Raw genomic sequence first — 12426 nt, forward strand, 5'->3', positions numbered from 1 at the left:
ATGCCGCGCCTCATGGTCCTCAATGTTGTGGGCTTGACGCCCTCTCTGCTGCGCCATGCGCCTGCCCTGTCCCGTTTGGCGCGCGAAGGCGGCTGCCGCCCCATCCGTGCCGTCACGCCCGCCCTCACCTGCCCCGCCCAGGCCAGTTACCTGACTGGCCTGCCGCCATCCGGGCATGGCTGCGTAGCCAATGGCTGGTACTCGCGCGAATTGGCCGAGCCGATGTTCTGGAAGCAGAGCAACGCGCTGATGCAGGGAGAAAAACTGTGGGAGGCTGCGCGCCGCCGCCATGCCGACTTCAGCTGCGCCCAGCTGTTCTGGTGGTACAACATGTATGCGGACGTGGAATGGAGCGTGACGCCGCGGCCCATCTACAAGGCAGATGGCCGCAAACTGCCCGACTTCTACAGCGCGCCCAGCCCATTGCATGCCGAACTCAGGCAAAAACTCGGCGACTTTCCGCTGTTCCATTTCTGGGGGCCGGCCAGCGACATCCGCTCCAGCCGCTGGATCACCGATTGCGCCTTGCATCTTTATCGCAGCCGCAAACCTATGCTGACGCTGGTCTACCTGCCGCATCTCGACTATTGCTTGCAAAAACTGGGGCCGGACCACCCTTCCATTGCGGCGGAAGTGGCGGCGGTAGACGCATTGTGCGAAGAACTGATCGCCGCGGCCCAAGCCGACGGCACGCGGGTTCTGGCGCTTTCGGAATACGGCATCACGCCGGTTCGCGGCGATATCGCCATCAATCGGGCTTTGCGCCGCGCGGGCTGGCTGAGCGTGCGGGAAGAGCAAGGAGAAGACAAACTGGATTGCGGCGCGTCCGAAGCCTTCGCGCTGGCCGATCACCAGATTGCCCATGTCTATGTCCGCAACCCCGCGCGCATCGCCGAAGTCAAGGCCATGCTGGAGCGGCTGGATGGCGTGGAAACCGTGCTGGATGCGGAGGGCAAGCGCGCGGCTGGGCTGGATCACGCCCGCTCGGGCGAGCTGATAGCCATCAGCTCAGCCGAGCGTTGGTTCAGTTACTACTATTGGCTGGACGAGGCCAAAGCGCCTGACTTCGCCCGCACCGTCGACATCCATCGCAAGCCCGGCTATGACCCGGTCGAGTTGTTTCTCGATCCGCAGCTGCCTTCGCCCAAGCTCAAGATCGCCTGGACCCTGCTCAAACGCAAGCTAGGACAACGCAGCCTGATGGAAGTGATTCCCCTAGATGGCTCGCTGGTAAAGGGTTCGCATGGCCGGCCCACCGATCATGCCGAACACTGGCCCTTGCTGATCAGTTCCGAAGGCATGCCCGCCGGCGATGGCGCCATCGCCGCCGAAAGCGTCCGCGACATCATGCTGGCCCACCTTGAAGCCAACGCCTGGCCAAGCAGGCCCAGCAGCGCAGCGACGATGCCGGCCTGAAGCCGCCCGGCGCCCAACGCAAAAAGCCCATGCATTTCTGCATGGGCTTTTTTGGATTCTTGGCTCCCCGAGCAGGGCTCGAACCTGCGACCTGCGGATTAACAGTCCGTCGCTCTACCAACTGAGCTATCAGGGAAAAGAGAATGCAATATTAACCACCAAAATCTATCTCGTCAATAGGCCGAGATAAAAAAAGAGGGCCTTTCGGCCCTCTTCTCATCCATCAAGATTAATCCTGACGGGAAGTTTCGATCTGCACTAGCTGCATCGGCGCTGCTTCCGCCGCCTCAGCGACCACGACATCGCGACGACGCGGGCCTTGTTGCAGTTCCGGCTCAAGCGCGGCCGGAGCCTGCTCGCCAGTCGGCTTGGTCGAAATCATCACCAGCCCGCCGAGGTCCAGCGGCTTGGCTTCCACCGGCGCAGCCTCGACTTGAACCATAAGCGGAGCCGTCTCGACCACAACCGCCTCCACCGCAGCAGGGGCAATCTGCTCGACAACAGCCTGAGCAAGCGCCTCGGGCTGGACTTCCACAGCCGCAGCAAGCGGAGCGTCCACAACCGGCGTTGCCGCCTCGACGACAGCCTCAACCGCTTCAACCGGAGCCGTCACAACCGGCTCAACAACCGGAGCAGCCTCAACCGGCGCTTCCGTTTTCGGCGCCGCTTCGACAACGACCTCAACCTGCGGCGCGACAAGCGCTTCGGTCACGACAGCCTCAACCGCCGGCTTGGCTTCTTCCGCTTGCGGCTTGGCTTCAACAACTTCAGCAACCGCCTCTACCGCCACGGCGGCAGCTGCGACAGCGCCGGCAACCATTGCGCCCTCGACCACCGGAGCCGCGCTCTCGGCCGCGCCTTCCGACGCCACGCCTTCTGCTTGGACTTCCGGATTGTCGCGGCGACGATCACGGCGGCTGCGACGGCGGCGGCCGCCGCGCTCCTGCTGCTCGGCTTGATCGCCTTCCACGCCATCGGCGCGCAACGCTTCCTGAACCGCCGGCTTTTCAGCCTCGAGCGGAGCGGCAACCGGAGCCTGCGGACGGCGGCGGGCTTCCTGCTGCGGCTTCTCCTGCTTTTCGGCCTTGTCGCTTACGCGCTCTTCGCGCGGCGCCTGCTCGCGCACTTCCTTCGGCTCGCGCGGCTCGCGGGCTTCGCGCTCGCGGCGGCGGTTGCCGCGCTCGCGCTGCTGCTCGTTACGCTCTTCGCGCTGAGTCGTTTCCTTGCGCTCCTGACGCTCGTTTTCCTTGCGCTCGACGCGCTCGGCATCCTTGCGGTCCTGGCGCGGCGGCTTGACGTCATCTTGCTGATGACGGCGCTGCTCGTGCTCGCGGCGGGCCTGGCCGCCGGTGCGACGGTCTTGCTGACGCGCACGGTTGCCGCGCTGTTCGTTGCGCGCCGGCGCGGCCGCCGCTTTTTTCTTTTCCGGCTCAGCCACCGCTTCCGGCTCGGCGAACAGACCCTTGATCCAGGACACCAGACCGCCAAACAGGCTGCTGGCTTCCGGCGCCTTGGCCACAGGCGCGGCTACCGTCGGAGCCGGCTGCTGCGGCGTAATGCCCTTCACGGCGGCTTCCTGACGCTCCACCTTCGGCTTTTCCTGGCCGAAGTTGGTGATCACGTCTTCCTCCTGCACTTCCACGCGGGTGTAGCTCGGCGCCTCGCCGGTTTCGGCCAGGTCGTCGTGGCGCACGCGCACGATCTTGTAGTGCGGCGTTTCCAGGTGGATGTTCGGGATCAGCACCACGTCCACATCGAGACGCTCTTCGATGGAGTGGATTTCGGCGCGTTTCTCGTTCAGCAGGAAGGTGGCCACATCGACCGGCACCTGCGCGTGCACCGCGCCGGTGTTTTCCTTCATCGCCTCTTCCTGGATGATGCGCAGGATGTGCAGAGCCGACGATTCGGTGCCGCGGATGAAGCCGATGCCATGGCAACGCGGACACGGCTCGTGGCTGGTTTCGCCCAAGGACGGCTGCAGACGCTGACGGGACAGCTCCAGCAGGCCGAAACGGGACAGCTTGCCCATCTGCACGCGTGCGCGGTCATGCTTCAGAACGTCGCGCAGGCGGTTTTCCACGTCGCGCTGGTTCTTCGGGTTTTCCATGTCGATGAAGTCGATCACCACCAGGCCGCCCAAGTCGCGCAGGCGCAGTTGGCGGGCGATTTCCTCGGCCGCTTCCAGGTTGGTCTTGACCGCGGTTTCCTCGATGTCGGCGCCCTTGGTGGCGCGAGCTGAGTTCACGTCAATGGAGACCAGCGCTTCGGTGTGGTCGATCACGATGGCGCCGCCGGACGGCAGCTGCACGCTGCGCGAGAAGGCGGTTTCGATCTGGTGTTCGATCTGGAAGCGGGAGAACAGCGGCACATGATCCTTGTACAGCTTCACACGCGACAGCATGTTAGGCATCACATGGCTCATGAACTGGCGGGCCTGGTCGTGGATTTCCTCGGTGTCGATCAGCACTTCGCCGATGTCCGGATGGAAATAGTCGCGAATGGCGCGGATCACCAGGCTGCCTTCCTGCAGGATCAGGAACGGTGCGGACTGAGCGCCGGCCGCGCCTTCGATGGCGCGCCACAACTGCATCAGATAGCCCAGGTCCCACTGCAGCTCTTCCAGATTGCGGCCGATGCCGGCGGTGCGCGCGATCAGGCTCATGCCGTGCGACACTTCCAACTGCGACAGCAGATCCTTCAGCTCTTGACGCTCTTCGCCCTCAATGCGGCGCGATACGCCGCCGCCGCGCGGGTTGTTCGGCATCAATACCAGGTAACGGCCAGCCAGGCTGATATAAGTGGTCAGCGCCGCGCCCTTGTTGCCGCGCTCGTCCTTCTCCACCTGCACCACGACTTCCATGCCTTCGCGCAGCACATCCTGAATGCGCGGACGGCCACCGTCATAGCCCTGGAAATAAGAGCGGGACACTTCCTTGAACGGCAGGAAGCCATGGCGGTCGGTGCCGTAGTCTACGAAGCAGGCTTCCAGGGAGGGCTCAATGCGGGTGATGACACCCTTGTAGATATTCCCTTTGCGCTGTTCCTTGCCGACAGTTTCAATGTCGAGATCGACGAGCTTCTGCCCGTCGACGATGGCGACGCGCAGCTCTTCAGCTTGCGTCGCGTTGAACAACATACGTTTCATTTACATTCCTTGCGCAGCACTCACGCAAGGTTGCAGCCAGTATTTGACGGCCCAGTGTTTATCGATGGGCGCTTTCCGAAAGAAGTGTGGACGTAAAGATCGAGAAAAACGGGTTTTATCAAGCCTACTTCCTGATTGATTCACGCGTTGCCCCGCAATTTTGTGCGCAACCGGCGCATCGGCTCGTGGCCGATCCTGCCTTCTAGGCAGGACAAACATTGACTGGTCGGCGACGCGCCGGGTCAAACTTCGCTGCAAAATCTCCTGACTGGCTTAGCATCAGGAAATGGAATACTCGTGAGTGCGTTATGCGTATAAATGCATTACCATCGCTACTTTTCGGTGAGCGAGTTAACCTTGGCTGCGGCCGGCGCGAAAGGCATCAGGTCGGAGCTGGGCTCTGCCGGCCAATTCGAATTTTCCGCAGCGGCATCACGCAAAACCGCCGTGATCTTGGCTTTCCGGTCAGCCGCCTCCACCATGCGCCGCATGGCGAGACAGCGCCACAAGTATAAGCAATATGACAGACATTCGCAAAGATTCCGTAACCTTCCTTGAAGTGACCGCAGAAGATGCCGGCCAACGGCTGGACAATTACCTGCAGCGCCTGCTCAAGGGGGTGCCCAAGAGCCATATCTACCGCATTCTGCGCTCCGGCGAAGTCCGCGTGAACAAGGGCCGCGTCGACGCCAGCTACCGCGTGGCCGACGGCGACACCCTGCGCATCCCGCCCATCCGCATCGCCGAGCGCGCCGAAAAAGTCGTGCCGGCCGCCACTTTCCCGGTGGTTTACGAAGACGACGCGCTGCTGGTGATCAACAAACCGGCCGGCGTGGCGGTGCACGGCGGCAGCGGCGTGTCTTTCGGCGTCATCGAACAGCTGCGCCAGGCCCATCCGGACTGGCGCTACCTGGAGCTGGTGCACAGGCTGGACCGCGAGACCTCCGGCCTGTTGATGCTGGCCAAGAAACGCTCCGCGCTGACCAAGCTGCACGACATGATGCGCGACAATGTGCCGGACAAGCGCTATTTGGCATTGGCCGCCGGCCACTGGCCGGAAAACGTCAAGCAAGTAAAGCTGCCGCTGTTCAAGTTCCACACGCCGGACGGCGAACGCCGCGTGAAAGTGGCCGAAGGCGACGATGGCCAGTACGCGCACACCAATTTCTCCATCCAGCAGCGCTACACTGAATTCACCTTGGTCGAAGCCCATCTGCGCACCGGCCGCACCCACCAGATCCGCGTGCACATGCAGGCCAACGGCTGCGCCATCGCCGGCGACGAGAAGTACGGCGACTTCGGCCTGAATAAAGAGCTGGCGCGCCGCGGGCTGAAGCGGATGTTCCTGCATGCCAGAAGCCTGACCCTGCCGCACCCGCTGACTGGCGCGCCACTGAGGCTGGAAGCTCCGCTGCCGCCGGAACTGGAAAAATTCATGAAGACTCTGGAGCCGCGCTGATGCGTGAATTCGATCTGGTAGTGTTCGACTGGGACGGCACGCTGATGGATTCCACCAGCCACATCGTCCACGCCATACAGCAAGCCTGCCGGGAGATGTCGCTGCCGGTGCCGGAGCGCGACGCAGCCAGCCATGTCATCGGCCTGCGGCTGGCCGACGCGATGCGCCGCTTCTGCCCGGATGCGCGCGCATCCGAGCTGCCCGAGCTGGTGGATGCCTTCCGTCGCCACTACCAGGCGAATCTCGACCAGGTCACGCTGTTCGACGACGCCCGCGAAACGCTGGAAGCCATCCGCGGCCAAGGCGTGTTTGTCGCCATCGCCACCGGCAGCAGCCGCGCCGGCCTGGATCGCGCGCTGGGCGTAGCCGGCATAGCAGAACTATTCGACGCCACCCGCACCGTCGACGAATGCCACTCCAAGCCCCATCCCGACATGCTGCTGCAGCTGACAGACTACTTCGGCGTCGCGCTGGACCGCACCCTGATGGTGGGCGATACCAGCCACGATCTGCTGATGGCGCAAAACGCCGGCAGCCATGGCGTAGGCATCAGCCATGGCGCGCATGACAGCGCCGAGCTGCTGCGCTGCCAGCCGCGCATCATCGTTCATTCCCTGGCGGAGCTGAGCGCATGGCTGAGCCCAAAACTCGCCTGATATGCGCCTCGGAGGCGCTGCGAAACAGCGGCGACGCGCAGCGCTTCACCCTTGAGCTGGCCGATGGCAGCCGGCAAGCCGCCTTCGCCGTCCGCTACAACGGCAAGGTCTACGCCTATCTAAACCGCTGCTGCCACATCCCGGTGGAAATGGATTTGCAGGACGGCAGACTGTTCGACCTGACCGGCCACTATCTGATCTGCAGCATGCACGGCGCCCGCTACGTGCCCGACAGCGGCTATTGCAGCTGGGGCCCTTGCCGCGGCCAAAGCCTGACCCCGCTGGAAATCATTGAAGAAAACGGCCAAGTCTGGCTCAATGTCATGTCTGAATAGCCCGCAAACAGACTTTTGGAATAGCCGAAAGCAGGAGCCACCATGAACGAAACCCCAGGCTGGGAACGCCAGCTGCTGGAAAAACTGGCCCAAGCCGCCCTGATCGAACAAAGACGCAGCCGCCAATGGAAGATTTTCTTCCGCCTGGCCTGGCTGCTGCTGATAGGTTTCATCGCGGCCAGCCTGTTCATCAAGCACGAAGACAAGAACGGCGACGGCCTGGGCGGCAAGGGCCATACCGCGGTGATCTCGCTGGACGGCGTGATCAGCAGCGAAAACAATACCGCCAACAAGATGGACGAAGCGCTGCAACAAGCTTATCGCGACAAGGGCACGCGCGGCATCGTCATCGACGCCAACAGCCCGGGCGGCAGCCCCGCGCTGTCCGGCATGGTCTACGATGAAATCCGGCGCCAGAAAAAACTGCACCCGGACATTCCGGTTTACGTCGCGGTCACCGATGTATGCGCCTCCGGCTGCTATTACATCGCTTCGGCGGCGGACAAGATTTTCGTCGACAAGGCCAGCATCGTCGGCTCCATCGGCGTGCTGTCGGACGGCTTCGGCTTTACCGGCGCGATGGAAAAGCTGGGGATAGACCGACGGTTGCGCACCGCCGGCGACAACAAGGCGATGGGCGACCCCTTCTCCCCGCTCAACCCCAAGCACGAGGCCATCCGCCAGCAACTGCTGGACGACATCCATCAACAATTCATTCAGGCGGTGAGAGCCGGCCGCGGCAGCCGTCTGAAAAACGATCCGCAAATGTTCAGCGGCATGGTCTGGATAGGCGAAAAAGCCATTCCGCTGGGCCTGGCAGATGGCTACGGCACAGTCGCCTCGGTGGCCCGCGATGTGGTCAAGGCCGACAAAACGGTGGACTTTACGCAGCAGGACGATTTCTCCAGCCGCGTGGCCCGCCGCATCGGCGTGCAGTTCGCCGGCGGCGTCAAGTCGCTGTTCGACACGCAGCTGTTCTAAACGGAGGCTGAGATGGCGTCCAGACGCAAACGGCACGAAGAAGAGCACGAAAACCACGAACGCTGGCTGGTTTCCTACGCCGACTTCATCACCCTGCTATTCGCATTTTTTGTGGTGATGTACGCCATCTCTTCGCTGAACGAGGGCAAATATCGGGTGATGTCATCCGCCATCATGGACGCCTTCCGCACCGGCTCGGTCATCGCCGTGCAAACCACGCCGCCCACCGGCGGCGCCAACACCATGATCGAGATTCCGCAGACCAAACCCATTTCCAAAGCGATCAAATCCGATCACCATGTCGAGGAAACCGCCAAACTTGGCCAACTGACGCAGAACCTGGCCAAGGTCATGGGTCCGCTGGTGCAGAGCGGCGAAGTCACCATTACCCAAACTTCGCAAGGCATCAATATCGACATCCGCGACAGCGCGCTGTTCGCCGTCGGCCAGGCCGAACCCAATCAACAGTCGCTGCCGCTGATGTCGAACATGGCCAAGCTGCTGGCCGACGTGGACAACTCGATCAAGGTGGAAGGATTCACCGACGATGCCCCCATCCGCACGCCCGCCTTTCCCTCCAACTGGGAGCTGTCCGCCGCCCGAGCCGGCGGCGTCGTGCGGCTGTTCCAGGAAAGCGGCATCTCGCCGCAGCGAATGGTGGCGGTAGGCCACGGCGCCAATCTGCCGGTGGCCGACAACGCCACTGCGGATGGCCGGGCCCGCAATCGGCGCGTCACCATTTCCGTGCAAGCTAATAATCAAGATGCGGCGGCATCCGAACCCGCCGCCGCCACGCCCACCCCTAACGAGGTCAAACCATGAGCACACCTGTTCATCAAGCCACGCTGGAACAATTGTTCCTCAATGCCCGCACTCATAGCCACTGGCAGCCGCGTCCGGTCAGCGACGAGGTGCTGCATCAGCTGTTCGACCTGCTGAAGCAAGCGCCGACCAGCGCCAACTGCTCGCCAGCGCGCTTTATCTTCGTCAAGAGCGCGGAGGCCAAAGCCAAACTCAAGCCTTGCCTGGCCGAGGGCAATGTGGAAAAAACCATGGCGGCGCCGGTTTGCGTCATCGTGGCGCAAGACACCCGTTTCTATGAGCACCTGCCCAAGCTGTTCCCGCATGCCGACGCCAAGAGCTGGTTCGAGGGTAATCAGCCGCTGATCGACGCCACCGCCTTCCGCAACAGCACGCTGCAAGGCGGCTACCTGATTCTGGCGGCCCGCTCGCTCGGCCTGGATTGCGGCCCGATGTCCGGCTTCGACCCTGCCGCGCTGGATGCGGCCTTCTTCCCGGATGGCCGCCTCAAGTCCAACTTCCTGATCAATCTCGGCTACGGCGAGGCTGACAAGCTGTTCCCGCGCTCGCCCCGCTTCGATTTCGCCGACGCCTGCCATATCCTGTAATTTCCCGCTGGCCCGATCGCGATGCCCGGTTATAATGCCGGGCATTTGTCTGCCCGGAGAATGCCATGCTGTACCCGCTGCTGCGTCCGCTGTTGTTCAAGTTCGATGCGGAAACCGCCCATGAACACACGCTGAAGATGCTGGACCGGGCCCACAGCCTGCGCCTGACCGCTCTCGCCGCCGCGCCCGCCATCCGCCAACCGGTGCAAGCCATGGGCTTGACCTTCCCCAACGCCGTCGGCCTGGCCGCCGGCCTGGACAAGAACGGCGCCCACATCGACGCGCTGGCCGCCCTCGGCTTTGGCTCCATCGAAATCGGCACCGTCACGCCGCGCCCGCAAGACGGCAATCCCAAACCGCGACTGTTCCGCCTGCCGGAGCATGAAGCCATCATCAATCGGATGGGCTTCAATAATCATGGCGTCGCCGCCCTGCTGGAAAATGTGAAGCGCAGCCGCTTCAAAGGCGTGCTGGGCATCAATATCGGCAAAAACGCCATCACCCCGATCGAAAACGCGGTCGACGACTACCTCGCCTGCCTGGATCAGGTCTACAGCGCCGCCAGCTATGTGACGGTCAACATCTCCTCGCCCAACACCAAGAACCTGCGCCAACTGCAACAAGGCGATGAGTTGGGCCGCCTGCTGGCCGCGCTCAAACAACGTCAAAACGCGCTGACCGACCAGTATGGCCGCTACGTGCCGCTGGCAGTGAAGATCGCGCCCGATCTGGACGACGAGCAAATCGCCGAAATCGCCCGCCTGCTGACCGGCAATGGCATCGACGGCGTCATCGCCACCAATACCACGCTGTCGCGCAGCGAAATCGCCGGCCACCCGCTGGAAAACGAAGCCGGCGGCCTGTCCGGCGCGCCGGTGCGCAGCCGTTCCACCGCCGTGATACGCAAACTGGCCAAGGAACTTGACGGCGCGCTGCCTATCATAGGAGTTGGCGGCATCCTTTCCGGCAACGACGCCGTGGAAAAGCTGGATGCCGGCGCCAGCCTGGTGCAACTGTACAGCGGCCTGATCTATCGCGGCCCCGACCTCGTCGACGAGTGCAGCCGCGCCGCGGCGCAATATCTACAAGCTCGCAACTGATAAATATGGAGAAAACAATGAATGCTATGCTAGGAAAAATCGGCATCGCCGCCTTGCTCGCCGCCGGCCTGCTCAGCGGCTGCGCGACATCCGACTCTTCGATGGTGTATTCCAAAGACCAGATGCGCCAAGCCCAAACCGTGCAACTCGGCACAGTGATCTCGGTACAGAACGTCAAGATGGAAGGCAGCAACAATGAGCTGCTGACGCTGGGCGGCGCCGCGCTGGGCGGCCTGGCCGGCAGCAATGTCGGCGGCGGCAAGGGCCAGGCCGCAGGCGCCATCGTCGGCGCGCTGGCCGGCGGCTTCGGCACCCAGGCCGCGCAACGCGCCATGACCAAGAACGCGCTGGAAATCACCGTCAAGCTGGATTCGGGCAAAATGATTTCCATCGTGCAGGAAGCCGATGTGCCCTTAGTGGTGAATCAACGCGTCCGGGTGCTGAGCGGCGGCGGCAATGACCGCGTGGTCGCCTACTGATATCCGCAAACGACAAGGCCCCGCAAGCGGGTAATGCCGTTCATTTAAGGATTTCTGGGCGACTTTTCTGGCCTTGAGAGCACAGGAATCCACAAAAAAACTATGGTCAGCCTGACCTTTGCAAGAACAGCGTGCTGATGAATCATGACGGGGTAGGCTTGCTCTAATCTATCCGGATTCTTGATGGGCACAATAGAGCCCGATCCATGATGTGAGCCGCTCCTGCAAGTCCCTAAAAAGCCCTCAGTCTGTCATGACTGTTTTTACGTTCGGGGTATCCTGCAGGCCGTGGGCCGGTTGTCGTCATCAGTATCTGTCTTGGCAAAAGCAGGCTTTTACTCGCCGCCGGGTTTACCCGGCGGTTTGCATTTCAGTCAGTTCGCGGGTCTGGAGACGGTACTCGCCGCCTTTGGCGAGTAGCGCCCACACGACCCGTGCCAGTTTGTTGGCCAGCGCGCAGGCCACGATATTCGAGTGGCGACGCTGCATCAGCGCCACCGTCCACGCTGCCATCGCACTCTTCCAGCGCGGCGCGTTCTGCATGATCACCCGGGCGCATTGCACCAGCAGGCGACGCAGGCGCTTGTCACCGCGTTTGCTGATGCCCAGCAGCTTGGACTTCCCGCCTGTCGAGTATTGTCGCGGCACCAGGCCCAGCGATGCCGCAAAGTCACGGGCATTGCCATAGCCCTTGGCATTGCCGGCGTCCGCCGACAACTGGCTGGCGGTGATCGCACCGATGCCGGGAATGGTCATCAGCCGCCGGGCGACATCGTCCTGTCGGGCTTCTGTGGCAATCTCGTGATCCAGCTCGTCGATCTCGGTCTTGAGCAGACGGTAGTGATCCAGCTGGCGTTGCAAGATCTGCCAGGTCCTGACGGGCAAACCGTTGGTCTCGTCCATCAGCAGCATCGGCAGCTGCGTGATTCCCCGTACTCCGACGGGAAGCGCGATGCCGAACTCCAGCAGTAGCGCATGGATCTGGTTGTTGGTCTGTATCCGTTCGGCAATGCGTGACTCCCGCAGGCGATGCAGTGCCGACAAGGCTTGCTGTTCGGCACTCTTGGCGGCGACGTAGCGCATGGTCGGGCGCGTAGCCGCCTCGCAGATGGCTTGGGCATCGATGAAATCGTTCTTGTTGCCGGAGACAAACGGGCGGATGTACTGCGGTGCGATCAGTTGCACGGTATGACCGAAGCCCGTCAGCTTGCGTGCCAGCCAGTGCGCGCCGCAGCAAGCCTCCATCACGATGCGGCAGGGAGGCTGTTTCGCAAGAAATTCGATGAGACTGTTGCGATTGAACGGCTTCTTGAGGACTGGGTTGCCGCGCAGGTCGTGCCCGATCAGATGAAAGCTGTGCTTGCCGATATCCAGACCGATGAGTGTGACGGTTGCCATGATGCGCTCTCCGAAGAAGAAAAAATGCCTCAGCAGGTTTGACGCCTG

The 12426-nt window shown here is 62.5% G+C and carries 11 protein-coding genes and 1 tRNA gene; 9 read left to right on the top strand and 3 right to left on the bottom strand.

What is annotated here, in order from left to right:
- The gene (locus tag NKT35_RS21355; protein ID WP_254297065.1) at positions 1–1416 is read left to right on the top strand and encodes an alkaline phosphatase family protein; all 1416 of its coding nucleotides are present in this window, start codon (positions 1–3) and stop codon (positions 1414–1416) included.
- 60 nt (positions 1417–1476) lie between these two features.
- Here the strand turns inward: NKT35_RS21355 and NKT35_RS21360 are convergent.
- Together NKT35_RS21360 and NKT35_RS21365 are read right to left on the bottom strand one after the other, a co-directional pair.
- A tRNA-Asn gene (locus NKT35_RS21360) sits at positions 1477–1552 on the bottom strand.
- A 93-nt stretch (positions 1553–1645) separates the two neighbouring features.
- Positions 1646–4561, bottom strand: coding sequence for an Rne/Rng family ribonuclease (locus NKT35_RS21365; protein WP_254297068.1), 2916 nt, complete (start codon positions 4559–4561; stop codon positions 1646–1648).
- Positions 4562–5081: 520 nt separating this feature from the next.
- On the opposite strand from NKT35_RS21365, the gene NKT35_RS21370 reads away from it, so the two are divergent.
- From NKT35_RS21370 to NKT35_RS21405, 8 genes are all read left to right on the top strand, one after another.
- A complete protein-coding gene (locus tag NKT35_RS21370) occupies positions 5082–6020 on the top strand; it encodes an RluA family pseudouridine synthase (protein ID WP_254297070.1) in 939 nt (312 codons plus the stop codon).
- On the top strand, positions 6020–6676 hold the full coding sequence (locus tag NKT35_RS21375; protein ID WP_254297072.1) for an HAD family hydrolase: 657 nt from the start codon (positions 6020–6022) through the stop codon (positions 6674–6676). The genes NKT35_RS21370 and NKT35_RS21375 overlap by 1 nt, the downstream gene beginning before the upstream one ends.
- Positions 6652–7011, top strand: a complete 360-nt coding sequence (locus tag NKT35_RS21380; RefSeq protein ID WP_254297074.1) for a Rieske (2Fe-2S) protein — start codon at positions 6652–6654, stop codon at positions 7009–7011. Before NKT35_RS21375 ends, NKT35_RS21380 begins: the two co-directional genes overlap by 25 nt.
- A gap of 42 nt (positions 7012–7053) precedes the next feature.
- A complete protein-coding gene (locus tag NKT35_RS21385; protein ID WP_254297076.1) occupies positions 7054–7992 on the top strand; it encodes a S49 family peptidase in 939 nt (312 codons plus the stop codon).
- Between the two features lie 12 nt (positions 7993–8004).
- Entirely contained in the window at positions 8005–8814 is an 810-nt protein-coding gene (gene motD / locus NKT35_RS21390) for a flagellar motor protein MotD (RefSeq protein ID WP_254297078.1), read from the top strand.
- On the top strand, positions 8811–9401 hold the full coding sequence (locus tag NKT35_RS21395; RefSeq protein WP_254297080.1) for a malonic semialdehyde reductase: 591 nt from the start codon (positions 8811–8813) through the stop codon (positions 9399–9401). The genes motD and NKT35_RS21395 overlap by 4 nt, the downstream gene beginning before the upstream one ends.
- 65 nt (positions 9402–9466) lie before the next feature.
- Positions 9467–10501 carry a quinone-dependent dihydroorotate dehydrogenase gene (locus tag NKT35_RS21400; RefSeq protein ID WP_254297082.1) on the top strand — a complete coding sequence of 345 codons (1035 nt, stop codon included), beginning with the start codon at positions 9467–9469 and terminating at the stop codon, positions 10499–10501.
- 17 nt (positions 10502–10518) lie between these two features.
- Positions 10519–10980, top strand: coding sequence for an outer membrane lipoprotein (locus NKT35_RS21405; RefSeq protein WP_254297084.1), 462 nt, complete (start codon positions 10519–10521; stop codon positions 10978–10980).
- Between the two features lie 351 nt (positions 10981–11331).
- Here NKT35_RS21405 and NKT35_RS21410 read toward each other — a convergent pair whose 3' ends face one another.
- Entirely contained in the window at positions 11332–12378 is a 1047-nt protein-coding gene (locus NKT35_RS21410) for an IS110 family RNA-guided transposase (RefSeq protein ID WP_254297086.1), read from the bottom strand.
- Positions 12379–12426 lie beyond the last annotated feature (48 nt).

It is taken from the genome of Chromobacterium sp. IIBBL 290-4, from assembly GCF_024207115.1.
Classification (GTDB): domain Bacteria; phylum Pseudomonadota; class Gammaproteobacteria; order Burkholderiales; family Chromobacteriaceae; genus Chromobacterium.